Annotated in this window: 21 protein-coding genes; 15 read left to right on the top strand and 6 right to left on the bottom strand. The window is 55.9% G+C overall.

What is annotated here, in order from left to right:
• Positions 1–249 precede the first annotated feature (249 nt).
• Entirely contained in the window at positions 250–1,224 is a 975-nt protein-coding gene (locus tag ACT3XD_RS11900) for a malate dehydrogenase (RefSeq protein ID WP_018915525.1), read from the bottom strand.
• A 204-nt stretch (positions 1,225–1,428) separates the two neighbouring features.
• Between ACT3XD_RS11900 and ACT3XD_RS11895 the strand changes: the two genes are divergently transcribed.
• Positions 1,429–2,556: an efflux RND transporter periplasmic adaptor subunit gene (locus tag ACT3XD_RS11895; RefSeq protein ID WP_192539850.1), complete on the top strand. Its 1,128-nt coding sequence runs from the start codon at positions 1,429–1,431 to the stop codon at positions 2,554–2,556.
• Complete coding sequence (locus ACT3XD_RS11890; protein ID WP_192539851.1) at positions 2,540–5,617, top strand: efflux RND transporter permease subunit; 3,078 nt, start codon at positions 2,540–2,542, stop codon at positions 5,615–5,617. The genes ACT3XD_RS11895 and ACT3XD_RS11890 overlap by 17 nt, the downstream gene beginning before the upstream one ends.
• Before the next feature lie 722 nt (positions 5,618–6,339).
• Here the strand turns inward: ACT3XD_RS11890 and rsd are convergent.
• The gene (rsd, locus tag ACT3XD_RS11885; RefSeq protein WP_192539561.1) at positions 6,340–6,828 is read right to left on the bottom strand and encodes a sigma D regulator; all 489 of its coding nucleotides are present in this window, start codon (positions 6,826–6,828) and stop codon (positions 6,340–6,342) included.
• Between the two features lie 329 nt (positions 6,829–7,157).
• Here rsd and ACT3XD_RS11880 point away from each other — a divergent pair, with 329 nt between their 5' ends.
• From ACT3XD_RS11880 to ACT3XD_RS11820, 13 genes are all read left to right on the top strand, one after another.
• The gene (locus tag ACT3XD_RS11880) at positions 7,158–9,443 is read left to right on the top strand and encodes a bifunctional salicylyl-CoA 5-hydroxylase/oxidoreductase (RefSeq protein WP_192539560.1); all 2,286 of its coding nucleotides are present in this window, start codon (positions 7,158–7,160) and stop codon (positions 9,441–9,443) included.
• Positions 9,440–10,240: an SDR family NAD(P)-dependent oxidoreductase gene (locus tag ACT3XD_RS11875; protein ID WP_225736317.1), complete on the top strand. Its 801-nt coding sequence runs from the start codon at positions 9,440–9,442 to the stop codon at positions 10,238–10,240. The genes ACT3XD_RS11880 and ACT3XD_RS11875 overlap by 4 nt, the downstream gene beginning before the upstream one ends.
• Positions 10,237–10,689, top strand: a complete 453-nt coding sequence (locus ACT3XD_RS11870) for a MarR family winged helix-turn-helix transcriptional regulator (RefSeq protein WP_192539559.1) — start codon at positions 10,237–10,239, stop codon at positions 10,687–10,689. Before ACT3XD_RS11875 ends, ACT3XD_RS11870 begins: the two co-directional genes overlap by 4 nt.
• Before the next feature lie 57 nt (positions 10,690–10,746).
• Positions 10,747–11,550 (top strand): enoyl-CoA hydratase family protein, encoded by an 804-nt coding sequence (locus ACT3XD_RS11865; RefSeq protein ID WP_412767952.1) that lies wholly within the window; start codon positions 10,747–10,749, stop codon positions 11,548–11,550.
• On the top strand, positions 11,550–12,686 hold the full coding sequence (locus ACT3XD_RS11860) for an acyl-CoA dehydrogenase family protein (protein WP_192539557.1): 1,137 nt from the start codon (positions 11,550–11,552) through the stop codon (positions 12,684–12,686). Before ACT3XD_RS11865 ends, ACT3XD_RS11860 begins: the two co-directional genes overlap by 1 nt.
• A gap of 186 nt (positions 12,687–12,872) precedes the next feature.
• The gene (locus tag ACT3XD_RS11855; RefSeq protein ID WP_192539556.1) at positions 12,873–14,537 is read left to right on the top strand and encodes a benzoate-CoA ligase family protein; all 1,665 of its coding nucleotides are present in this window, start codon (positions 12,873–12,875) and stop codon (positions 14,535–14,537) included.
• 33 nt (positions 14,538–14,570) lie between these two features.
• Positions 14,571–15,713, top strand: coding sequence for an ABC transporter substrate-binding protein (locus ACT3XD_RS11850; protein ID WP_192539555.1), 1,143 nt, complete (start codon positions 14,571–14,573; stop codon positions 15,711–15,713).
• Positions 15,714–15,790: 77 nt separating this feature from the next.
• Positions 15,791–16,711: a branched-chain amino acid ABC transporter permease gene (locus ACT3XD_RS11845; RefSeq protein ID WP_018915514.1), complete on the top strand. Its 921-nt coding sequence runs from the start codon at positions 15,791–15,793 to the stop codon at positions 16,709–16,711.
• The gene (locus ACT3XD_RS11840; protein WP_225736316.1) at positions 16,704–17,774 is read left to right on the top strand and encodes a branched-chain amino acid ABC transporter permease; all 1,071 of its coding nucleotides are present in this window, start codon (positions 16,704–16,706) and stop codon (positions 17,772–17,774) included. Before ACT3XD_RS11845 ends, ACT3XD_RS11840 begins: the two co-directional genes overlap by 8 nt.
• A complete protein-coding gene (locus ACT3XD_RS11835; RefSeq protein WP_192539554.1) occupies positions 17,767–18,519 on the top strand; it encodes an ABC transporter ATP-binding protein in 753 nt (250 codons plus the stop codon). The genes ACT3XD_RS11840 and ACT3XD_RS11835 overlap by 8 nt, the downstream gene beginning before the upstream one ends.
• Complete coding sequence (locus ACT3XD_RS11830; protein WP_192539553.1) at positions 18,512–19,192, top strand: ABC transporter ATP-binding protein; 681 nt, start codon at positions 18,512–18,514, stop codon at positions 19,190–19,192. The genes ACT3XD_RS11835 and ACT3XD_RS11830 overlap by 8 nt, the downstream gene beginning before the upstream one ends.
• A gap of 70 nt (positions 19,193–19,262) precedes the next feature.
• A complete protein-coding gene (locus tag ACT3XD_RS11825) occupies positions 19,263–19,670 on the top strand; it encodes an acyl-CoA thioesterase (RefSeq protein ID WP_018915510.1) in 408 nt (135 codons plus the stop codon).
• 11 nt (positions 19,671–19,681) lie between these two features.
• On the top strand, positions 19,682–20,095 hold the full coding sequence (locus tag ACT3XD_RS11820) for a RidA family protein (RefSeq protein WP_192539552.1): 414 nt from the start codon (positions 19,682–19,684) through the stop codon (positions 20,093–20,095).
• 30 nt (positions 20,096–20,125) lie between these two features.
• On the opposite strand, the gene ACT3XD_RS11815 is transcribed toward ACT3XD_RS11820, so the two are convergent.
• The 4 genes from ACT3XD_RS11815 to ACT3XD_RS11800 form a co-directional block, all read right to left on the bottom strand.
• Complete coding sequence (locus ACT3XD_RS11815; RefSeq protein WP_192539551.1) at positions 20,126–20,977, bottom strand: alpha/beta hydrolase; 852 nt, start codon at positions 20,975–20,977, stop codon at positions 20,126–20,128.
• A 49-nt stretch (positions 20,978–21,026) separates the two neighbouring features.
• Positions 21,027–21,527, bottom strand: a complete 501-nt coding sequence (locus ACT3XD_RS11810) for a disulfide bond formation protein B (protein ID WP_192539550.1) — start codon at positions 21,525–21,527, stop codon at positions 21,027–21,029.
• A complete protein-coding gene (gene gshA / locus ACT3XD_RS11805; RefSeq protein WP_192539549.1) occupies positions 21,524–23,164 on the bottom strand; it encodes a glutamate--cysteine ligase in 1,641 nt (546 codons plus the stop codon). Before gshA ends, ACT3XD_RS11810 begins: the two co-directional genes overlap by 4 nt.
• Before the next feature lie 151 nt (positions 23,165–23,315).
• A complete protein-coding gene (locus ACT3XD_RS11800) occupies positions 23,316–25,664 on the bottom strand; it encodes a Tex family protein (protein WP_192539548.1) in 2,349 nt (782 codons plus the stop codon).
• Positions 25,665–25,824 lie beyond the last annotated feature (160 nt).

Genomic DNA, 25,824 nt, shown 5'->3' with positions numbered 1-25,824 from the left:
GCACCGCTTCGCGCTGCTCCCGCGGGTGCGCTGACGCTTACCACGCGCTACGATTTGGCACCGCACCACGTTTTGGCGATAAACCTGTAGCGCGTGGTAACATTTTGCGAGGGACGAGCAAATGAGGCACCCGCGAATGGCGGCTGTTAAGACGCCTTGGCCGTGGCACCCAGCAAGATTTGGCAATAAAAAAACCTCGCAGGCGTGGCTTGCGAGGTTTTTTGTTACTGGCAGAGCCAGCAAACGCGTTTAGCCGAGCAGGTGCTCAACGGCTGCGCGCTCTTCACGCAGTTCTTTCTCGGTGGCTTTCATCTTCTCTTGGCTGAATTCGTCAAGCTCGAAGCCTTGAACGATTTCGTACTTGCCACCCTGGCAACGAACCGGGTAGGAGTAGATGATGCCTTCTTCGATGCCGTAGCTGCCGTCAGACGGAATCGCCATGCTGACGATACCATCGGTGCCCAGCGCCCAATCACGTACGTGATCGATGGCGGAAGAAGCGGCAGAGGCTGCAGAAGACGCACCGCGGGCCTTGATAATTGCCGCACCGCGTTGCTGAACGGTGGGGATAAAGTCGTTTTCGTACCAGTCACGCTCGACCAGGTCTGTGGCGGCTTTGCCGTCAACTTTGCACTGTGCAATGTCCGGGTACTGAGTGGCGCTGTGGTTACCCCAGATAATCATGTTTTCAATGTCAGTAACATGCTTACCGGTTTTCTGAGCCAGCTGCGTCAGCGCGCGGTTGTGGTCCAGGCGCGTCATCGCCGTGAACTGGCCTTTATCAAGATCCGGCGCGTTTGCAGATGCAATCAGCGCGTTGGTGTTGGCCGGGTTACCCACTACCAGCACTTTAACGTCACGGCTGGCGTGGTCGTTCAATGCCTTACCTTGTACAGAGAAGATCGCCGCGTTCGCTTCCAGCAGATCTTTACGCTCCATACCCGGACCACGCGGACGAGCACCCACTAACAGCGCGAAGTCAGCATCTTTGAACGCAACGTTTGGATCATCGGTGGCAACAATATCTTGCACCAGCGGGAAGGCACAGTCGTTGACTTCCATTACCACGCCGCCCAGTGCATCCATTGCCTGCGGAATTTCTAGCAGTTGAAGAATGACGGGCTGATCCGGTCCCAGCATGTCGCCAGCGGCAATGCGGAAAATTAAAGAGTAGCTGATCTGGCCGGCACCGCCGGTAATCGCAATACGTACGGGATCTTTCATCATTGCTCCTTGGTTGGTTCGCCTTAGGATGGGTCGACAGAACTCAAGATGCCAAGATGTTATGCTCAGTTATGCAAAAACTCAATCATACATACGATGAGTTCTGCCATTCAAACGTTCGCTTGGCACTCGCCGCCAGCCATGAGTTACGTTATGGTGTGATGCGTTAGCTCATCCTTGTGTTAATACGGACATAGACACCTCATGCGACGTATCCCCTACTCTTACGCCCTCGCCAGCGCCTTGGTATTGGCGCTGGTTATTTGGTTAGCACTTGGTGATTTTCAGCGTTTTCAAACCACCGCACCGGAAGCCTCTTCCACCGCTAATGATAGCGCCCTGCGTGTGGAAGTAATGGAGCAGCAAAGTACGCCGTTTATTCCCCAACAGGTGATTCAGGGACAACTAACCGCTGAGCGCGAAACGACGCTGCGCGCTAATGTAGCGGGCTACGTAGTGGAAAAACCGATTGCGCAAGGACGTAGCGTCGCTGCCGGCGATACGCTACTGGTACTGGATAACGACGCGCTTCCCGAACGTCTGCAACAAGCCCGAGACGAGCTTGCCGTTGCTCAGTCCGAATACTCTGGGGCGCAGAGTTTGCGCCAGCGCCAGCTTATCTCCCAGCCGGAGCTCTTGCGTTTACAGAGTGCGCTTAGCGCGAGTACTGCGGCAGTTGCGCAATTAGAAAAGCAGTTAAATGATAGCCGACCCTCAGCGCCTTTTGCAGGCGTCCTCGACAGAGTCCAGGTAGAGCTTGGTGACCTGCTGCAACCTGGCGAAGAGTGGGGACGGCTAATCGATGATCGGCGTTTGACCGGCGCGGCCTGGGTCTCGCAACAGCAGGTAGGCGAGCTTACCGTTGGCCTGCCGGTTACCGCGCGTTTATTAAACGGCGATCATCTGGAGGGCACGCTGACCCATGTCAGCCATCGCGCGGATGAATCAACGCGCACCTTTTATATCGAGGCAACACTTGATAATCCCCGCCAGTTGCACTTGGCCGGCGGCAGTGCTGAACTCACGATTACCCTTCCGCCTCGCCAGGTGCATACGCTTTCACCGGCACTGTTGAGTTTAAACGAGGAGGGCCAGCTTGCGGTCAAGCATGTAGATGAGCAGGACCGGGTTCAGCAAACACAAGTGCAGCTCATAAGCGCCGACATTCAACGCGCTTATGTTACGGGTCTGCCTGATCCGCTACGCCTGATTACCCTGGGCGCCGGACTAGCCAACGTAGGCCAACAGGTAACGCCTGTGGAAGTCGACCGCGCCACCATCATGGATGACACCGCCGCTAGCCAGGAAAGCGTTCATGCGCCCACTCATTAATGCCGCGTTAACGCATACCCGCACCACTCTCTTACTGCTGGTAGGCTTGGTTTTTGCGGGCGTCGCCGCGTGGCAGGCGATTCCCAAAGAAGCCAATCCGGATGTCACCATCCCGATGATTTACGTCTCGCTGACACTTGAAGGCGTAAGCCCGGAAGATGGCGAGCGGCTGCTGATACGCCCCATGGAACAGGAACTGCGCGGCATTGAAGGACTGCGCAAGTTCACCGCCCAGTCCAGCGAAGGCCACGGTTCGATCACGCTTGAGTTTGATGCAGGCTTTGACCCAAACACAGCTCTTTCCGATGTACGCGAACGGGTAGATATAGCGCGCAGCAGCCTGCCTAATGAGGCGGAAGAACCTCGCGTTATGGAGGTCAACGTTTCCGAGTTTCCGGTGCTTACCATTGGCCTTTCGGGGCGCCTGGATACTCGCGAACGGCTTACCATTGCCCGGCGCCTGCAGGAAGAAATCGAAGGCATCGCTGACGTTCTGGAAGTGGATATTGCCGGTGATCAGGAAGACCTGCTGGAAATTGTCGTCGACCCGCTGGTACTGGAAAGCTACGGCGTGGACTTTGACGCGCTCTTTAATCAGGTGTCGCGCAATAACCGGCTGGTAGCCGCAGGTAGCCTGGATACCGGCGCGGGCCGTCTGGCGTTAAAAGTACCAGGCATCATCGAGTCGTTAAACGATGTGATGAATATGCCGGTTAAAGTTGATGGTGACCAGGTTGTCACGTTTGGCGACGTGGCCTGGATTCATCCCACCTATAAAGAGCCCCAGGGCTTTGCGCGTATTGATGGTCAGCCTGCAGTCGTGCTGGAAATTTCTAAGCGCGCTGGTGCCAATATTATTGCCACCATTGAAGCGGTACATGAGCGCATTGCCCAGGCGGGTGACCTGCTGCCCGAAGAACTCCGCCTGACCACGATTCTAGATGAGTCGACCACCGTACAAAATATGCTCTCCGAGCTATTAAATAACGTGCTTACGGCGGTGGTGCTGGTATTAATTGTGGTGGTGGCCGTGATGGGCTGGCGCATGGCGCTGCTGGTAGGCTTGACCATCCCTGGCGCTTTTTTGACCGGCATTCTACTGGTCTGGATGTTTGGCTTTACCCTCAACATTGTGGTGCTGTTTGCACTGATTTTAGTCGCTGGCATGCTGGTTGATGGGGCGATTGTGGTGAGTGAGCTGGCTGACCGACACTTGCATGACGGCCAGCCACCCCATGAGGCTTGGCTAAACGCGGCGTCGCGTATGAGTTGGCCCGTTATTGCGTCTACTGCCACTACGCTTGCAGTGTTTATCCCGCTGCTGTTCTGGCCGGGCGTCGTTGGCCAGTTTATGAAATATCTGCCCGCCACGGTTATTTTGTGCCTGCTGGCTTCGCTGGCCATGGCGCTGGTGTTTCTTCCCACGCTTGGTCGGCTGTTTACCCGCACATCGCCCAAAAACAAGGGCGCCACGCTTCCCGATGCCACCACATCGCTGGGGCGTGGCTACCGCCGCTTGCTGGGCAGGCTGTTAAAGCACCCGGCCTGGGTGCTGCTGTTTTCCGTATTGACCATCATGCTGCTTTATACGGGCTACGCTCGCTTTAATCATGGCATCGACTTCTTCCCCAACGTTGAGCCCGATAGCGCTCAGGTACTGGTGCGGGCGCGGGGAGACTTTTCAGCCACCGAAACCGACGCAATTTTACAGCGAGTTGAGGCGAGGCTTGGCAATATGAGCGAGGTCGAAGCGCTTTACGCCCGCTCTTTTGCGGTGTCAGACCAGCAGCTAGGCAATGATGTGATCGGCATGCTGCAATTTCAATTTATCGACTGGTACCAGCGCCGCCCTTCCCGGGCCATTTTAAATGAGATGGCAGAGCGTACCCAGGATATTCCCGGCATCGTGATGGAGTTTCAGGAACAGGAAATGGGCCCAGGGGGCGGCAAGCCTATCGTGCTTGAAGTTAGCGCGACCGATCCGGCGATTGCCGAAGCTGGCGTCGAGCAGTTGCATGGCTTAATGCGCGAACTGGGCGGCTTTGTGGATATTCAGGATAACCGCAGCTTGCCCGGTGTGGAGTGGGAGATTAACGTAGACCGTGAAGCTGCCGCCCGTATGGGCACTGACATCACCACGATCGGCAGTGCGGTTCAGCTATTAACCACCGGCCTGGAAGTTGCCAACTATCGCCCCCCGACCGTAAGTGACGAAGTGGATATCCGCGTCAGGCTACCCGAGAATTGGCGCACCCTTGATCAGCTTGGGCGTTTAACCATTAACACCGAGCGCGGCCAGGTGCCTATCTCTCACTTTGTGACCATGACACCAGCGCCCAAGGTCGGCACCCTTAACCGGATTGATGGACGGCGGGCGATTACCGTTGAAGCTGACCTGGCTCCCGGCTACCTTGCCGACGAACGGCTGCGCGCACTGTTTGCCGCAGGCAGTGAACAGCTGCCGGATGGTCTGATGGTCAACGTCGCTGGCGAACAGGAAGACCAGCAGGAGTCGATGCAGTTTTTGGTTGGCGCCTTTTTGATCGCGATTGCATTAATGTCGCTGATACTGGTTACCCAGTTTAATAGCTACTATCAAGCGCTGCTGGTGCTCTCGGCCATTGTGTTTTCAACGGCTGGGGTATTGATGGGCTTGCTGATCACCGGCCAAGCATTCGGCATCGTGATGGTCGGCATGGGGGTGATCGCGCTGGCGGGCATTGTGGTGAACAATAATATTGTCTTGATCGATACCTATAACGAGCTGCGCACCGAAGGGATGACCCCCGCAACCGCAGCGCTGGAGGCGGGCTGTTTACGCCTACGCCCGGTCTTGCTCACGGCCATTACCACGGTATTAGGATTAATGCCCATGGTGCTGGGTATTAATGTGAATCTCTTCGCCCCTGCGCTGGGCTTCAACGCGCCCTCGGCCCAATGGTGGACACAGATGTCGAGCGCCATCGCCGGTGGCTTAACCTTTGCCACCGCCCTTACCCTGTTGCTTACGCCGTGCATGCTGGTAATTGGAGGGAAGCTACACCGTAAAGGCAAAGCGTAAAAATAGCTTGGCTAGGCGGCTTCGCCGCCACCCGCGGGTGCCGCACCGCTCGTTCCTCGCGATGCGTTACCACGCGCTACGATAGGTGCCAGTGTTTTGGATGGGTGGTTTTCGTAGCGCGGTATAAGCGTTAGCGCACCCGCGAGAAAGGCCAACCACAGTAGCCCGGCGCGAACGCACTGTTTAGCGGTACCAGAATTTGATTAGGCGTCATATCAGGCGGCTTCGCCGCCATCCGCGGGTGCCTCGCCGTTCGTTCCTCACCGCTCGTTACCACGCGCTACGATAGGCGCCAATGTTTTGGATAAGCAGTTTTAGTAGCGCGGTGTAAGCGTTAGCGCACCCGCGAGAAAGGCCAACCACAGTAGCCCGGCGCGAACGCACTGTTTAGCGGTGCCAGAATTTGATTAGGCGTCATATCAGGCGGCTTCGCCGCCATCCGCGGGTGCCTCGCCGTTCGTTCCTCACCGCTCGTTACCACGCGCTACGATAGGCGCCAATGTTTTGTGGATGGGCGGTTTTCGTAGCGCAGTGTAAGCGTTAGCGCACCCGCGAGGAAGGCAAATTACTGTAGCCCGGCGCGAACGCACTGTTTAGCGGTACCAGAATTTGATTAGGCGTCATATCAGGCGGCTTCGCCGCCACCCGCGGGTGCCGCACCGCTCGTTCCTCGCGATGCGTTACCACGCGCTACAATTTGTGCAAACTCGTCAGATAAAGTATCAGGCAAGTGTTTTATTACTCTGCGGGCTATTGGCCGCATGTAGGCGGGCGATCAGCTGGTCTTCTAACGCAAAACGCTCGGTCAGACCTTTTGCCAGGCGATCAATCCAGGCTGGAAGCCGCGCCAGATGTTGCTGGCAGCGCACGGTGGAGGCGTAGTCAGTATCGAACTCAAGCACCATTTCGGTGGACATTTCCAGACGCTCCAGCAGCTGCGAGGCAATCTGCAAAGCGCTTTCATCATTGAAGGCCCGGGCCTCTTCAGCCAGCTGCGGATAAATTTCAAAATGACCGGCGCTAATATAATCCATCAGCGTTTCGCTGAAAGTATCGATGCGCGCCTTGCTAACCGCTTCCAGCTCGCTATCGCACGCCTCTTTTAGCTCAATAAAGCTGACCAAAAGAGAGCGGCGCTGATCAAGCCAGCGGTCGATCAGGCTGTGAACGCCTCCCCAGCGCTCCAGGGCATTTTTACAATCTTCGAGCATGGGGCTTTCTCCTTGCTAATAGCCACCTACAACAAAGCAAGCCTCACCTTTCCGACTTGCGCTGTCAATCCCGCCATAGACGGTTTCCGTGGTATTAATTATTCACAAATCGTCATACTTTATGATGATTTGCGCTAAGCGATTCAATGCTTAAAAAAATCCTGCCTCGCTTCATGCTCTCACCTTCTTGCAGTGATTGCGAGTTTGCGGAGATCAATAAAGATTAAACGCGAGCGAAAAAATACTTTAGGCTTAAAAAATTTAAACTTGAATATTATTCGGTTATTTTCTATCTTCAAGCGAGAATAGAGTCTACGGGGAGAATAACAATGAGAATCGCCTGCCTGGGTGGAGGGCCTGCCGGCCTGTATTTTGCCATTAGCATGAAGCTGCATAATCCAGCCCATGAAATTGTGGTGTTTGAACGCAATCGAGCAGACGATACCTTCGGGTGGGGCGTGGTCTTATCCGATGAAACCCTGGACAACCTGGCAGCCAACGACCCGGTTAGCGCCGAGCGCATTCGTGAGCATTTTGCTTATTGGGATGACGTTGCGGTTATTCATAAAGGGGTAAAGACCGTTTCGACCGGCCATGGTTTCTGTGGCATTGGCCGCCGCCAGTTACTCATCTTACTGCAAGAGCGCGCGCGTGAACTGGGCGTGGAAATGCGCTTTGAAACCGACGTCACCGACACCAGCATTGATGACTACCGGCGCGAATTTGACCTGGTACTCGCCGCCGACGGCCTTAACTCCCGTACCCGGCAAACCTATGCCGAACATTTCAAACCCGATATTGACGTGCGGGCGTGCAAATTCGTATGGCTGGGCACGCACCAGACCTTTAATGACGCTTTCACGTTTATTTTCGAAAAAACCGAGCATGGCTGGGTATGGGCGCACGCTTATCAGTTCGATAACGACACGGCGACGTTTATCGTCGAGTGTAGCGAGGCCACTTGGCAGGCGTTTGGCTTTGGAGAGCTTAGCCAGCAGGAATCGATTGCGATCTGCGAACGGATCTTTGCCAAACATCTTGGCGGGCATTCATTAATGACCAATGCCAACCACGTGCGCGGCTCGGCCTGGATCAACTTCCCCCGCGTACTCTGCGAGAAGTGGAGTTTCGAAAACGTAGTGCTGATGGGCGATGCGGCTGCTACGGCGCATTTTTCGATTGGCTCGGGCTCCAAGCTTGCTCTGGAAAGTGCGATCGCGCTGGCCAAGTACCTGCACAGCGAAACCCGCATGGCCGATGCGCTGGCCCGCTACGAAGAAGAACGCCGCTTCGAGGTGCTGCGTTTACAGTCCGCCGCGCGCAACTCGACCGAGTGGTTTGAGCAGATTGAGCGGTATCTGGATCTGGACCCGGTTCAGTTTAACTACTCGTTACTGACCCGCTCGCAACGCATTAGCCACGAGAATTTACGCGTGCGCGACCCGCAGTGGCTGGCGAGTGCAGAGCGTTGGTTTCAAGCCCAGTCAGGCAATGAAGGCAGTTCACGGGCACCGATGTTTGCGCCTTACCAGCTTCGCGATATGCGGCTGGTCAATCGCGTGGTGGTATCCCCAATGGCGCAGTATAAAGCGGTGGATGGCTGCCCGACCGATTGGCATTTTATCCATTATGCCGAGCGTGCCAAAGGCGGTGCCGGCCTGGTGTACACCGAGATGACCTGCGTAAGCCCAACGGGCAGGATCACCCCCGGCTGCCCCGGCCTCTACACACCAGAACACGAAGCCGCCTGGAAACGCCTATGTGATTTCGTACATGCAGAAACCCCCGCCAAGCTGTGCGCTCAAATCGGCCACTCTGGTCCGAAAGGCTCTACTCAGCTGGGTTGGCAGGAAATGGATGCCCCCTTGGCTGAAGAAAACTGGCCGTTACTAGCAGCCTCTGCCCAGCCTTGGTCAGAGCGAAACCAATCGCCCAAAGCCATGACTCGCGACGATATGGATCAGGTGCGCGACGAATTTGTCAGCGCCGCGCAAATGGCTGAGCGTGCCGGTTTTGACATGATCGAGATTCACGCCGCCCACGGCTATTTGCTCTCATCCTTTATTACCCCGCTGACCAACCACCGTGATGACGAGTATGGCGGCTCTTTGGATAATCGCCTGCGCTACCCGCTTGAGGTTATCCGCGCCGTGCGCAGCGCCTGGCCTGCCCATAAACCGTTATCGGTGCGCATATCCGCCAATGACTGGCGCGGTGATGAAGGCATTACCCCTGACGATGCAGTGGAAATCGCCAAGCGGCTACGCACCGCAGACGTGGACATTATTGATGTTTCGGCCGGACAAACCTCGACGCAAGCTCAGCCGGTTTACGGACGTATGTTCCAAACGCCCTTCTCTGACCGGATTCGTAATGAGACGCCTATTCCCACCATAGCGGTGGGCAATATTTATCAGGCCGACCACGTCAACTCGATCCTGATCGCCGGACGTGCTGACTTAGTGTGTATCGCTCGCCCTCACCTCGCCGACCCTTACTGGTTGCTGCACGTTGCCGCGGGCCTGGGCGATCACGACGTTGAGTGGCCAGCCCCCTACCGGGCAGGTGCCGATCAGCTACAGCGCTTGGCAGAACGTGGCGAGGGCTGGATATGAGCGCGGTAGACGAAAACGTAGTAGGCAAAGACATGGTAGGCAAAGACATAGTAGTCAAAAACATGGCAGGCAAACGGGTAGTGATTACCGGTGGCGGCAGCGGTATCGGCGCCGATATGGCCCTGGCTTTTGCTGAAGCGGGGGCAGAAGTGACGATTACCGGACGCCGAGAAGCTGCCCTTCAAAGCGTTGCCGAGCAGCATGCAAGCATCCACTGCGCAGTGGTCGATGTTACCGACGAAGCCACCGTGGTGGCGCTGTTCGAGCAGCTGGGTAGCGTTGATATTGTGATTGCCAACGCCGGCGCTGCCGAAAGTGCGCCGTTCGCTAAAACTTCTTTTGAGCAGTGGCAGCGCATGCTGAACGTTAACCTGAGCGGGGTGTTTTTGACCCTTCGGGAAGGCTTAAAACAGCTAAACGACGGCGGCAGATTGATTGCCGTTGCCTCAACCGCAGGCCTTAAAGGCTACGCCTACGTAGGCGCCTACTGCGCGGCAAAACACGGGGTGGTCGGGCTCGTGCGTTCACTGGCAGCCGAGACGGCCACCCGCAATATTACCGTTAACGCGCTGTGCCCCGGTTTTACCGACACGCCCCTCTTAGCGGCCAGCATTGAGACCATTGTGACCAAGACAGGACAGTCTGCCGAGCAGGCAAGCACCCATTTTAAATCCACGAACCCCACCGGCCGCCTGATAACGCCTTCAGAAGTAACCGCGACCGCCCTGTGGCTATGCGGCCCGTATAGCGGCGCCATCAATGGTCAGGCGATCTCGATTTCAGGAGGCGAAGTATGACGGCAGAGCGCTTGAGCAAAGAACGCCTGCGGTTATGGCTGCGCATGTTACGCGTTACTCGCCAGGTGGAATCCACGCTGCGCGAGCGCCTGCGTACCGAGCATGACACGACGCTACCGCGTTTTGACGTCATGGCGGCGCTGTATGCCGATGGGGATGGCCTGAAGATGAATGAGCTATCTCGACGCCTCCGGGTATCCAATGGCAACGTGACCGGCATTATTGATCGCCTGGTAGAAGATGGCTGCGTTGAGCGCATTGCCATTGAGGGTGACCGGCGTGCCACCCGGGTCTGTTTGACGGATGCGGGCCGCTCAAGCTTCAGCAAAATGGCGGCGGAGCATGAACGCTGGATCAACGCGCTGTTTGAAGGAGTCGCTGAAGAGGACGCCCACCACATCGGTGAGCTGCTCCACCGGCTACCCACGCCGCTTAGCGATGCGACCTGATCACACGGCTTGATACCCGACTAACCACTGACCGACGAGAACAATAAGATGACAAGCATGGCTGAATTAGCCCCCGAACATTTTATCTGGGAAATGCGTGGCAACGTCGCCGTTATTCGGTTGAATCGCCCAGAGCGCAAAAACCCGCTGACCTTTGAAAGCTATGCCGAGCTGCGCAATACCTTTCGCGACTTGGTGTACGCCACCGATGTGAGCGCGGTGGTATTTACGTCCAACGGCGATAACTTCTGCTCCGGCGGTGATGTGCATGAAATTATCGGCCCGCTGGTGGGCCGGGACATGAAAGGCCTGCTGGAATTCACCCGCATGACGGGGGATCTGGTAAAAGCCATGCTGAACTGCGGCAAACCGATTATTACCGCCATCGACGGCATTTGCGTGGGGGCGGGAGCGATTATCGCCATGTCCTCGGATATTCGCTTTGCCACGCCTCGCGCCAGCACGGCGTTTCTGTTTACCCGCGTGGGCTTAGCCGGTTGTGATATGGGCGCCTGCGCGATGCTACCGCGCATTATCGGCCAGGGCCGAGCGGCAGATTTGCTTTATAGCGGCCGCAGCATGAGCGCCGAAGAAGGCCTGCAATGGGGCTTTTATAACCGTGTAGTCGAACCTGACTCCCTTGAAGAAGACGCTATCGCCTACGCCACCCGGCTGGCGCAGGGCCCTACCTTTGCGCACAGCATTACCAAGACCCAGCTGAATCAGGAGTGGTCGATGAGCCTTGAACAGGCCATTGAATCAGAAGCCCAGGCGCAAGCGATCTGCATGCAGACCAACGACTTTGCACGTGCCTACCACGCCTTCGTAGCCAAACAAAAACCCGAGTTCAAGGGGGATTAATGAGCGACCAGCAATTTCTTGAGTGGCCCTTCTTTGAGGACCGGCATCGCGATCTTTCCGCGCGCCTGGAAGCGTGGTGCAACAAAGAACTGCCTCGCGGGCACGCCGATGTGGATGCGACCTGCGTTCAGCTCGTCCGCGACCTGGGCAAGGCAGGTTTTCTGGAAGGCACGGCAGGCGAGCATATCGATGTACGCAGCTTGTGCCTGATCCGCGAAACCCTCGCCCGTCATGATGGGCTGGCGGATTTTGCGTTTGCCATGCAGGGGCTGGGCACCGGCGCGATCAGCCTGTTTGGCAGCGATGAACAGAAGCAGTGGCTGGATAAAACCCGCCGAGGTGAAGCGCTCTCGGCGTTTGCGCTTAGCGAGCCTCGCTCAGGCTCTGACGTGGCGCAGCTGGATACCACGGCCAAACGCGAGGGCGACGGCTACCGTTTGAATGGCGAAAAAACGTGGATTTCTAACGGCGGGATTGCCGATATCTATACGGTTTTCGCGCGCACCGGCGAAGGCCCGGGCGCTAAAGGGCTCTCGGCTTTTTTAGTGCCTGCCACGACGCCAGGCCTGGAGATTTTAGAACGCCTGGAAACGGTTGCCCCTCATCCGCTGGCGCGCCTGGGTTTTAACGATATGTACTTGCCGGAAAGCGCGTTAATCGGCAAGCCGGGCCAGGGGTTTCGTATCGCTATGGCGGTGCTGGATGTGTTTCGTTCAACCGTTGGGGCAGCGGCGCTGGGCTTCGCCCGCCGGGCGCTGGATGAATCATTATCCCGCAGCCGCTCGCGTGAGCTATTTGGCGCATCGCTTTCCGATCTACAAATGGTTCAGGGTCACCTGGCTGATATGGCGCTGAATGTGGATGCCGCCGCTTTATTGGTTTACCGCGCAGCCTGGACCAAGGACCAGGGTGCTGCGCGCGTTACCCGGGAAGCGGCCATGGCCAAGCTATTTGCGACCGACAAGGCGCAAGAGGTCATTGATCAGGCCGTGCAGCTACACGGCGGCGATGGGGTGCGCAAAGGCCATATTATTGAAAGCCTTTACCGTGAAATCCGCGCGCTGCGTATTTATGAAGGCGCTTCAGACGTACAAAAGGTCGTGATCGCCCGCAGCCTGCTCGCCGAGGTGAACTGATACCAGTAAACGCGACACGTTACTCAACACGAGTTTGCTCAATACGACATTACTTAATACGAAATTGCTAAACGCTACATTGCCAAAAAACAAAAATAACGCATAACGCCAGACACCGTATCCCTGACAGCGCCTTCGTTGAGACGTCGTCAGGAATAAACAACGACACTAAATACGGAGGTTGGTATGTACTTTCAGTCGGCCCATGTGGACACGTTTACGCGGGATAACCTGCCACCCACTGATGGACAGCCAGAATTTCTGCTTTCAGGCTTTGATTACCCCGAGCGGCTAAACGCGGGTGTGGAACTCTGTGACCGCTTGGTCGCCAACGGATTCGGCGAACGCATTGCCCTGGCAGGCAATGGGCGACGGCGCACTTATCGAGAACTCGCTGAGTGGACCAATCGTCTTGCCAATGTCTTGGTAGATGATTTGGGCGTAATTCCCGGCCAGCGGGTGTTGATTCGCTCAGCCAATAACCCGGCAATGGTGGCCTGTTGGATAGCGGCGACCAAAGCAGGTGCCGTGGTAGTTAACACCATGCCCATGCTGCGCAGCAAAGAATTGAACCAGGTGATCGATAAGGCGGAAATCAGTTTAGCCTTATGCGATACCCGCCTGCTTGAAGAACTCGTGGAAAGCCAGGCCCAAAGCCAATTTCTCAAACGGGTGGTCGGCTTTGATGGCACAGCGAACCATGACGCAGAACTGGACCGTATGGCATTAGACAAGCCGATAACGTTTGATGCCGTGGATACCGCGGCCGATGACGTAGCACTGTTGGGCTTCACTTCCGGCACTACCGGTTCACCTAAAGCCACCATGCATTTTCAGCGTGACCTACTGATCATTGCCGATGGCTACGCTCAAGAAGTGCTGCAGGTAACCCCGGACGATGTGTTTGTCGGCTCTCCCCCACTGGCGTTTACCTTTGGGCTGGGCGGGCTTGCCATCTTCCCTTTACGTTTTGGCGCAACGGCCGTGCTGCTTGAGCATGCCTCCCCACCCAACATGATGGAAATCATCCGCGAATATCAGGCAACGGTGGTGTTCACAGCGCCTACCGCCTATCGCGCCATGCTGTCCGCGCCCACTAGCCGTACCGACTTGAGTAGCTTGCGCATTGCGGTTTCTGCTGGCGAAACGCTACCAGCGCCGATCTATCACGACTGGATCAAACAAACGGGGGTTCCAATACTCGACGGTATCGGCGCCACTGAGATGTTGCACATCTTTATCACCAACCGCCTGGACGACCACCGGCCTAACTGCACGGGCAAACCGGTGGCTGGCTATCAGGCGCGCATTGTAGATGACGCCATGGGTGATGTGGCGCGTGGCACGGTCGGTAAACTAGCGGTGCGGGGGCCTACCGGCTGTCGCTATTTAGCCGATAAGCGTCAGCGCAATTACGTCGCCGATGGCTGGAACATTACCGGCGATGCTTTTTATCAGGACGAAGAAGGCTACTTCCATTTCGCCGCCCGCAATGACGACATGATTATCTCTGCAGGCTACAACATTGCCGGACCTGAGGTGGAGTCAGCGTTGCTTGCCCACCCCGCCGTCAAGGAGTGTGCCGTGATTGGGGCGCCGCACCAGGAACGCGGCCAGATTGTTGAGGCATTTGTGGTTTTAAACGATGGATTTGAGGAAGATGATGTTTGCCGACAAATGCTGCAAGATTTTGTTAAGCAAACGATTGCGCCGTATAAATATCCTCGCTCAATACGCTTTATCGATACGCTGCCCAAAACCACCACTGGTAAAGTCCAGCGTTTCCGGTTGAATCAGGCGTATTACGCGGATAACGGCCTTCCTGGCACTAACGTACCTACCTCTAAGTGATAACAACGCCATAAATACATTGAGGGAATGATTATGAAAAACATGACTCGCTTAGGCCTTGGCCTTCTGCTCTCTTCAAGCGTCGCGATGGCTCAGGCTGAGGACGTCAAAATCGGCATGATTACGACGCTTTCAGGCGGTGGCTCTCACTTGGGTGTCGATGTGCGCGATGGCTTTATGCTGGCGATGGAGCAGTCGGGACAGGATGAGGTTGAAGTGCTCATTCAGGATGATGCTAACCGTCCTGACCTGGCGCGCAGCCTGGCCAATGAGTTTATGCAGCGTGACGATGTTGACATTCTTACCGGCATTATCTGGTCCAACCTTGCCATGGCAGTAGTGCCTTCCGTCACACGCCAGGGCACTTTTTACCTGTCCCCTAATGCAGGGCCTTCCGATTTAGCCGGCCGTATGTGTCACGAAAACTACTTTAACGTGGCCTACCAGAACGACAACCTGCACGGCGCCATGGGCGCTTACATGCGCGAAGAAGGCTATGAACGGCCCATCATCATGGCGCCTAACTATCCGGCTGGTACCGACGCTCTGGCGGGTTTCAAGCACCTTTACGAAGGTGAAGTAGTCGACGAGCTCTACACCCAGATGGGCCAAACCGACTATGCGGCTGAAATTGCTCAGATCCGCGCCAGCGATGCCGACAGCCTGTTCTTCTTTCTACCCGGCGGCATGGGCATCTCGTTTATGAAGCAGTGGGAAAGCTCGGGCGTGGATATTCCCATTTTCGGCGCGGCGTTCTCGTTTGATGAGATTTTGATCAAGGCGGTGGGCAGCGCGGCCATTGGCGCGCGTAACACGTCGCTCTGGGCTTATGATCTGGATAATGAAACCAATCATCGCTTTGTAGACAGCTTCCGAGAAGCCTACGGCCGGACACCGACCCTTTACGCAGCACAGGGTTTTGACACCGCGAACCTGATTTTAAGCGCCCTGGAAGTCGCCCATCCTGATGATCAAGACGCCTTCCGTGAAGCACTGCGTGCCGCCGACTTTGACAGCGTACGCGGCGAATTCCGGTTCGGCCCCAATCACCATCCCATCCAGGATATTTACGTTCGTGAAGTAGTAGAAGGTGATGATGGTCAACCTACCAACCGCCTGCTGGGTATCGCAATCGAAGATATTCAGGACGTTTATTTCGAACAGTGCCAGATGTGAGATCAGCATGGCTGGGTGACTTCACCCAGCCTATCTCTAATTCCATCTCCACTTTCCTTCGTTAAAGGATGCCCAACGTGTCCGTTACTCTGCTAATTGAGCAATTACTCAACGGCGTGCAGCTTGGCACCATGCTGTTTCTGATGGCCAGCGGCCTCACGCTAATATTCGGGGTGATGGGTCTTATCAACCTCGCCCACGGCTCATTTTATATGGTGGGCGCCTACGCGACAGCGGCGGTGACCGCATCGACAGGCTCTTTTCTGATTGGGCTGGGCGCGGGTATTACCGCGGCTGCCTTGGTAGGCGCGCTGGTTGAACTCCTGGTGATACGCCGCCTGTATCATCGCCCTCACCTTGATCAGGTGCTGGCAACCTTTGCACTTATATTGATCTTCTCGGAAGGTACACGCTGGATTTTCGGCTCATCTCCACTCTGGCTAAGCCCACCTTCCTGGTTAACCGGATTCGTCACGCTACCGGGAGGTACCCGCTACCCCCTTTACCGCCTGATGCTGATTGGCGTGGGGGTGAGTATTTCGATTGCTCTTTACCTGCTGATTTCCCGAACGCGGTTAGGCATGCGCATTCGCGCAGGGGAAAGTGACCGTGAAATGATTGGCGCGTTAGGGGTGAATATCGCGCGGCTGTATACCGTGGTATTTGCCTTGGGGGCAGCACTTGCGGGCTTGGCGGGTGCGCTGGTCGGCGCATTGCAGTCCGTACAGGTAGGCATGGGCGAGCCGGTGTTGATTCTCGCCTTTGTGGTCATCGTCATCGGTGGAATCGGCTCTATCAAAGGGGCTCTCTTCGGTGCCCTGCTGGTAGGTGTTGTCGATACGCTTGGCCGGGTTTATTTGCCTATTTTCTTCCGCGCCTTTATGCCGCCATCCGAGGCAACCGGCACCGGGGCGGCGCTGGCCGCGATGCTGATCTATATCCTCATGGCCGTTATTCTCGCGTTCAAGCCGAAGGGATTGTTCTCTGCCCATGACTAATTACACACCTGTGTCCAAGAACACGCCGATGCCGAGCCAAGGCACTGCCGAGGTTGCGCCAGCTACCCAGGTAGATAGCCACTTTGGGCGTAAGGGCATCGTGCAGATGATTCTGCTCGGCCTACTCCTACTATTACCCATAGCCGCTTACTTTCTGGGCCATCTTTATTACGTTAATTTGGCGTCCAGAATCACGATTATTGCCATGGCGGCCGTAGGCCTTAACTTAGCCATTGGCTACGGCGGCATGGTGAGTTTTGGTCACGCCGCGTATTTCGGCCTGGGTGGCTATATCGCGGGGATCAGTGCTTACCACGCCTTTGATATGACACCGTTTATGACCTGGCCATTTAACGTACCGGGCAGCGATAGCCTGCTGGTGGTATGGCTGGCAGCTATTGTGCTGTGCGGGCTTCTGGCGCTGGCCATCGGGGCTATTTCACTGCGCACCACCGGGGTGTACTTCATCATGATCACTCTGGCCTTTGCGCAGATGATTTATTACTTTGCCAACTCCTGGCCAACCTATGGTGGCGAAGATGGCTTGCCTATTTATTTGCGCAATAGTCTCCCCATAGTCGATACCACTAACGCATTAACCTACTTTCTTATCTGCTTTACCGGCCTTGTTTTAGCGATGGCGATTACCTCACGTCTGATGAAATCACGCTTTGGCGCCGCGTTGACTATGGCGCGATTAAACGATGTACGCTTGGCGACAGCAGGTATTAGCCCCTACCCCATTCGCTTGGTAGCGTTTGTGATTTCCGCCGCGATTACCGGGCTTGCTGGCGCACTGTATGCGGATTTGAACGGGTTTGTCAGCCCAACGATGCTCAGTTGGCACTTCTCCGGCGAGCTGATGGTTATCGTTATTTTAGGCGGTGTTGGGCGCCTTTATGGCCCGCTTGCTGGCGCTATCTTGTTTGTGATGATGGAAATGCTGCTAGGCGGGATTACCGAGTATTGGCAGCTCTTCCTTGGGCTGGTGCTATTGGGCGTTGTGCTGTTTGCCAAGCACGGCGTGATGGGCTGGCTTGCCGGGAGGGAGCGCAATGAGTGATGTAATCCTTTCGCTGCAACATTTGCACAAGCGCTTTGGCGCCCTGCAGGCGACTCATGATGTCTCACTGGAACTGCATCAAGGCGAGATTCATGCGCTTATCGGGCCTAACGGGGCGGGCAAATCCACCCTGATTGGGCAGATTGCCGGTAACTTACGCCCTGATGAGGGCAGCGTCTTTCTGGCGGGTACCGAAATCACCCATATGAGCATTGCCCAGCGTGCAAGGCTTGGCCTGGGACGCAGCTTTCAGGTCTCGTCTCTGGCAGAGCCGTTATCGGTCATGCGCAACGTGATGATGGGCGTTCAGGCGCTGCAAAGTCATAGCTTCCGTTTCTGGAAACCCGTTGCCCGCGACAAGGCGCTTTTGGAACCTGCCTATGAGGCGCTTGAGCGTATGCAGCTGAGCCACCGTGCGTGGACGCCGGTATCGGAGCTTTCGCATGGCGAACGCCGCCAGGTAGAAGTCGCCTGCGCTTTGGCGCTCAAACCGCGTGCCCTACTGTTGGATGAACCCATGGCAGGCCTGGGCCCTGAAGGTTCAGCCAAGCTTACCGAGCTGCTTGAAGCGTTAAAACACGAAGTGCCTATCCTGCTGATTGAGCATGACATGGAGGCTGTCTTCCGGCTGGCTGATCGGATTTCTGTTCTGGTATCGGGTAGCGTGATCGCCCATGGGGATAGCCATGCTATCAAACAGGACCCTCGCGTTCGGGAAGCTTACCTGGGGAATGATGATGCTTAAAGTTGCCGATATTGAAACCTTCTACGGGCCTTCCCAGGCGCTATTTGGCGTTAATCTGGAAGTCAACGCCGGTGAAATGGTCGCGCTGATGGGCCGCAACGGTATGGGCAAAACCACGACCATTCGCTCGATATTCGGGCTGACCCCGGCAAGTAAAGGCAGTATCGAGTTTGATGCTCAAAATTTACGCCGCTTACCCGCTTATCGAATCGCCAAAGCGGGACTGGGCCTGGTTCCCGAAGGCCGACGCTGCTTTGCTAATCTCACCGTGCGCGAAAACCTGATGGTGACCGCACGGCTCGGCGAGTGGACGTTAAATAAAGTCGAAACCCTCTTTCCACGCCTGGAAGAACGCCGCGCACAAATGGCCAAGACGCTTTCGGGTGGCGAACAGCAGATGTTAGCCATTGGCCGTGCATTAATGACCAACCCTCGCCTTCTGGTGCTCGATGAAGCCACCGAAGGCCTGGCACCGGTTATTCGCCAGGAGATCTGGCGAGCGATTCGCCTGCTCAAGGAGCAAGGCCAGGCCACCCTGCTGGTGGATAAGTCATTAAGTGAAATACTCCCCATTGCTGATCGCTGCACCATCCTGGAAAAAGGCTGCACGGTGTGGGATGGCAAGCCAGCCTTTCTGGATAACACGCTTCGAGACCGTTATCTGGGCGTGTAGCTAATAATTTAGTTAAGAACCTAGTTAAAACCCTAGTTAACAAAACAGCTGAGAATAAACAGGAGGAGCAATGGCGTTTACGACACAGCGAAAGGTTCGTTTTCAGCATTGCGACCCCGCGGGTATCGTTTTTTATCCGCGCTATTTTGAGCTGATTAACTCTGTGGTAGAGGACTGGTTCGAAGAGGTTCTGCACCACGACTTTAACCAGCTGCACGTGGAAAATGGTACGGGGGTTCCTACTGTTTCTATCGAGACCCAGTTCCACGCGCCTAGCCGACTAGGCGAACGACTTATGTTTGAATTGAGTGTTCAGGCCGTAGGGCGAAGCAGCCTAAACCTTCAGATTATTGCTTACTGCGGTGAGCAGAAACGCTTAACCAGTTGTTTAACGCTTGTATTCATGGAGTTAAGTAGCGGTAAGTCTATGCCATGGAACGATGCGATACGCCAGCATATTACCGTCGACAACCAATAAGGACAGCCAACATGAGTGACGCCACTTTTCATCAGCTTCTCCATCCCTCTTCCTGGAAAGCAGCCGCTGGCTACGCCAACGGTGTGCTTGCTTCGGGCCAGACCGTTTTTGTAGGCGGGCAGATCGGCTGGAATGCCGACCAGATATTTGAAAGCGATGACTTTGTCGCTCAAGTGAATCAGGCACTGCAAAATATTGTGGCGGTCTTGAAAGAGGCTAACGCAGGCCCTGAGCATCTTGTGCGATTAACGTGGTATGTGACGGATAAACGGGAGTATCTGGCGCGACTCAAAGACGTCGGTGCTGCCTACCGCGAAGTATTGGGTAAGCATTTTCCGGCGATGACCATGGTTCAGGTGGCAGGGCTGGTCGAAGACCAGGCCAAGGTGGAAATCGAAGCTACCGCGATGATTCCTGGCGCCTAGAGATATGAAAGCGCCCCAGACGGGGCGCTGCTAAACCTTATGAAACGCCTTGATCCACTCAACAAAACACCCCCCTTCAAGATAGTGCTCAAGAATTGAAAAGTGGTCGGCTTCATGGAGTAAATGTTGCTCTACCTGTTGGCCGTCGCGCAGTAATTGCTCGCCATAAGTCGTCATTTGCCGTTCAAACTCGGCAGGCTCTTGGCCACCCACGGCTAACTGCATTGGCGCCGATACCCGGCACGGCAGCCATAACGGGCTGAATTCCTGAACATCTCGCCCGCTTAACTGTAGCTTCGGCTGTAGCCACGACCATGGAAATGGCCGCAGATCGTATAAACCACTGATGCACAGCGCGCCGCGAATCAACTGGTTGGGCAAGCCAAAGCCGCCTTCCCAGTCGGTCGCAACGAGCATGGCCGACAAATGCCCGCCGGCTGAATGCCCTGAAATGCTCAGTTGAGAAGGATCGACCCCTAACGCTTTTGCATGCCGGTAGACATAAGCAACCGCTGCCTGACTTTGCCGAACCAGCTCGCTAAAGCGCACCTCGGGACACAGGGCGTAATTGACCACGGCTACCGTAATGCCTGCCTTAACGAGACCATCGACAATAAAGCTGAACTCACGATGGCTTAATGAGCGCCAATAGCCGCCATGATAGAAAACATGCACAGGAGCATCCGCGCTTTGTGCATGGAAGATATCCATGCGCTCGGCAGTGGAAGGACCATAGGCAAGATCCAGCGTCACCCGGTGTTTTGCGCGTGACGCTTCACTACGCTGTTGCCAATCTTGGACTAAAACCTGAGGGTCACGACCGAGCATTGGATCGTAGGCCCGGTCGATCTCTTCTTGTGTGGCGAAGTGTCGATAAAGCACGTCGTGCTCCTATTTATTGTTTTTGAGTAATAGCCGACAGCTTAAAACATTAGCGTTTGATGGCTAACCACAACATACGCAGCGGCACGAGTGCGAGTATCACGAAACCAAGCAGCGTCCAGGCAGGCAGTGAGAAGCCCAGGAACATGAAGTCGATCTCAGCACACTCACCTGAGCTATTCAGCACCATGGAAATGACGTCTCTCATGGGCAGCACATCCATCATGTAATCAAGACCAGGCCCACAGGAAGGTACCTGATCGGCAGGCAGGCTTTGCAGCCAGACGTGGCGTCCGGCAATAAAGGCGCCCGTTCCTACTGCCGCTAGCCCCAGCGCGCCATAAATGCCTGCGCCTACCTTGCCGCCGGGGTTATGAATAGCCGCTACCGCAAAGATTAACCCTGCGACGATCACCGCTACGCGCTGAAACACACATAGTGGGCAGGGTTCAAACCCGCCAATATGCTCAAGGCCGAGCGCTACCGCCATCATCAATACACAAAATACCAGGCCCGCGAGGGCGACTGGACGAAGTGCTGCCTGGTTCATTGGCTATCCTCAGGTGGTAACGCCGACAGAGCACGGGATTCACGCGCTTTGGTAAAGTAGGTTTCTAAAAATTCGGCAAAACTTACCTGATCTGCCGCTTCGATATCGCGCTGTTGCTGATGCGAGGTTTCGATCAACTGCGCAAGCAAGGCTTCGCGTGAGCGCAGCATAGGCGTGTTCTTAAGCTTTTCGCCCTGCTCTTTAGCCAAGGCAAGCAGGGTATCGCTTAACGAGCCGTTGCCCTCTTTGATACGCATCAGCATCTGAGCAGACGGCGTAAGCGATGGGTCTTTCAAACGTGGGGCCAACTCGTTCAGCGCCGCTGCATAAGGCGCGTCATCTTCGACCGCATCCAGCAGGCGGGCTACTTCGTGCATTTCGGCAATGATTTGCTCGCCCCACTCACGTACCGAAGTGGTCTGGCCCTGACGAATCAACGTCAATTCAGGATCGCGTCCGCGCTCCACCACCCAGCGCCGGTTATCGTCCAGGCGGTCGCACTCTTCATCGGAAATCCATGGGCTATCGCTGAGTAGACACCACATCAGGAAGGTATCGACGAAACGCATTTGGGCTTCAGTGACGCCTAAAGGATCAAACGGGTTCAAATCCAGGCAGCGCACTTCAATATATTCAACACCCCGCGCTTCAAGCGCCTGGCTGGGCGTTTCATTGTGCTTGGCGACCCGCTTGGGGCGTATATCGCTGTAGTACTCGTTCTCGATTTGCAGGATATTGGCGTTTAGCTGCTGCCAGTCACCGCCCTCGTTAACGCCCAGTTTTTGATAATCCGGCCAAGGCGATGAGATCGCATGGCGCAGCGTATTCACATAGTTGGATAGCGAATTGAAGCAAATTTTAAGCTGCGACTGGACTTTATTCTGGTAGCCCAGATCAGACATGCGCAGCGTGGTGGCGTAAGGCGCATAGAAGGTATCGTCGTTCAGCGCCTGCAGCTTCTCGGGTACGTTACCTTCGGGTAGAAAGCTTTTATCTATCGCGGGCGAGGCGCCAAACAGATAAAGCAGCAGCCAGCTATGGCGGCGGAAATTACGGATCAGGCCAAAATAACGCGTGGAACGGTAGTCGTTAAACGGGATATTGCTCGCGCCTTCCATCTCGCGCAGGGCGTGCCACATATCTTCGGGTAGCGAGACGTTGTAATGCACGCCGGCAATGGCCTGCATGATACGCCCGTAGCGCACGTCCAGCCCCTTGCGGTACACGTGCTTCATGGTACCCACGTTAGACGTGCCGTAGTCGGCAATCGGAATGCTGTCGTTACCCGAAAGGCGCGACGGCATGCTGCCCGGCCAGATCCACTCTTGATCGAGATGCTGGTAGGTAAACGTATGCAGGTCGGACAAAAACGCTAGCGCTTCGCGCGGCTGCGAATACACCGGCGTGATGTATTCAATCAATGACTCGGAATAATCGGTCGTGATATGCGGGTGCGTTAATTTAGAGCCCAGGGCACTGGGATGCGGTGTTTGAGCGATATGCCCTTGGGCGTCAACGCGCAGCCCTTCTTTTTCTACACCGCGGCGTAGACGGCCTAATCTTCCCAGACGGGCGCTGGGCAGCAAACGCTCAACCTGGGCGGTTAACGCGGTTGGCACAGTGAGTGGTTCAAGCAAGGTGAACACTCCTTGTCAGTAAGGCCCGCGCTGCGGGCCTTGGTGAAATCAGGTGGCATCGCCAGCATTTCCATAAACAGTTTTATAAACCATTTCATAAACAATAAGAGGCAGGATATGGCGGCAACCATTAAATATTCAAGACATGCGGCTATTTACCTTTGCGCGCCTTTAACAGCGCAGCGCCTAAAGCGCCCATCGGAGCAGGCGCTTCATTGGATTTATTCCCTTGGCGTTGGCTGCGCGCGGGCTTGCGCGTATCACTGCGGGAGGCCTTGCCTGGCGCACTTTGCTCTTGCTCAGGCTCATCATCCAGGCGCATGGAAAGGCCGATACGCTTACGGGGAATATCCACGCTCATTACCTTGACCGATACAATATCGCCCGCTTTGACCACGCTGCGCGGGTCATCGATAAAGCGGTCAGACAGCGCGGAAATATGCACCAAGCCGTCCTGGTGAACGCCAATATCCACAAAAGCACCAAAAGGCGTCACATTGGTTACCGTACCTTCCAATACCATACCCAGCTTGAGATCCTTTAGGGTTTCCACCCCTTCTCGAAACTCAGCGGCCTTGAACTCAGGGCGTGGGTCACGCCCCGGCTTATCCAGTTCGCTCAAAATATCGCTGACGGTCGGAATACCGAAGCGCTCATCAGCGAAATCAGCGGGCTTCAAGGCTTTCAGCGCCGCGCTATCGCCAATCAAGCCTTTTACTTCGCGGCCGTTTTGCTTGGCAATACGCTCAACCAGGGTGTACGCCTCGGGGTGCACAGCGCTGGCATCCAGCGGGTTTTCGGCGTTATGGATACGCAGGAAGCCAGCGCACTGCTCAAAGGTTTTGGGCCCTAAGCGGCTCACTTCGAGTAACGCTTTACGACTTTTGAACGCGCCCTGAATATTACGCTGCGCCACGATGTTTTCCGCAATGGCGGCGCTTAATCCAGCCACACGCGAAAGCAAGGCGCTGGAGGCAGTATTAAGATCGACGCCGACGGCGTTAACACAGTCTTCAATCACGGCTTCCAGGCTACGTGATAGCTGCACCTGGGAAACGTCATGCTGATACTGGCCGACACCAATCGACTTGGGCTCAATTTTAACCAGCTCAGCCAGCGGGTCCTGCAAACGGCGTGCAATGGATACCGCGCCGCGTATCGTCACATCGAGATCAGGCAGTTCGCGGGAAGCGTATTCAGACGCGGAATATACCGAAGCGCCGGCTTCAGACACCATTACTTTGCTTAACCGATGCGCTGGCGCCAGCGCTTTAAGCAGCTCAATGGCCAGCTTGTCGGTTTCACGGCTGGCGGTGCCGTTACCCACCGCAATAAGCTCTACACCATGCTGCTTAACCAGCTTCGAGAGGACGTTGAGTGATTCATCCCAACGGTTTTGCGGCGCATGGGGATAGATCGTCGCCTGGTCAATAAACTGCCCGGTGGCATCGACAACGGCGACCTTGCACCCCGTACGCAGACCCGGATCCAGCGCCAGAGTGACTTTCTGCCCTGCCGGAGCGGCCAGTAGCAGGTCTTTTAGATTCGCCGCAAACACATCAATGGCGGTTTGTTCGGCCTGCTCGCGTAGGCGGCCAAGAAGCTCGGTTTCAAGCGCCGTATAGAGTTTGACGCGCCAGGTCCAGCGCACCACTTCACCCAGCCACTTATCGGCAGCCCGGCCCTCGTCACTAATGCCAATGCCGACCTGCTTGGCAATCGCGACCTGGGCGGGATGAATGGGCGCTTCGTCTTCACCCGGCAGGCGAATGGCCAGGCTCAATACGCCCTCGTTACGGCCCCGGAACATGGCAAGCGCGCGGTGCGAGGGCACCTTGGCAAGCTTCTCATCGTGTTCGAAGTAATCCGCAAACTTAGCACCTTCCTGCTGTTTGCCTTCCAACACGCGGGCACTCAGTTCGCCTTCCTGCCAGAGCCGCTCGCGCAGCCGCCCGATTAGCTCGGGGTCTTCAGCAAAGCGCTCCATGAGGATTTGCTTGGCGCCATCCAGTGCCGCTTTGGCATCTTCAACCGCCGGGAGATCGCCCTCTGCCGGGCGCAGGTAGCCCTCGGCCTCAGCTTCCGGGTCAAGCGCTGGGTTGGCCAGCAGCGCATCTGCGAGAGGCTCAAGGCCCGCCTCACGCGCAATTTGCGCTTTGGTACGGCGTTTTTTCTTAAAGGGAAGATACAGATCTTCAAGACGCTGCTTGGTTTCTGCCGCCTGGATTGCCGCTTTTAACGGCGCATCCAGCTTGCCCTGCTCGTCAATCGCCAGCAGTACCGCTTCACGGCGCTCTTCAAGCTCGCGCAAATAGCGCAGCCGTTCGTCTAACTGACGCAGCTGGACATCGTCCAGTGCCCCGGTGATCTCTTTACGGTAACGGGCGATAAAAGGCACCGTTGCGCCACCATCCAATAACTCGACCGTGGCCGCCACTTGCTGTGTACGCACGCCTAGCTCATCGGCTAGACGGGAAATAATTCGCTGATTGACATCCATAAATTGCAACTAACTCATGCAGCATTTTTAAGTGCTCACAAGGTATCACAATCAGTCTATAACCGCTTTACCTGGGCACGACGTAAAAGCCAGAACGGGGCGTTCAAACACCCAGATAGCAGAAAGCCGCCCGGGGGCGGCCTTCTGGCATGGCTTGCTC

Source organism: Halomonas sp. AOP7-B1-5 (assembly GCF_052353045.1).
In the GTDB taxonomy this organism is placed as follows: domain Bacteria; phylum Pseudomonadota; class Gammaproteobacteria; order Pseudomonadales; family Halomonadaceae; genus Vreelandella; species Vreelandella colorata.
Note: the sequence above shows the minus strand (reverse complement) of the source record. Positions and strands in the feature narration are given on the sequence as shown.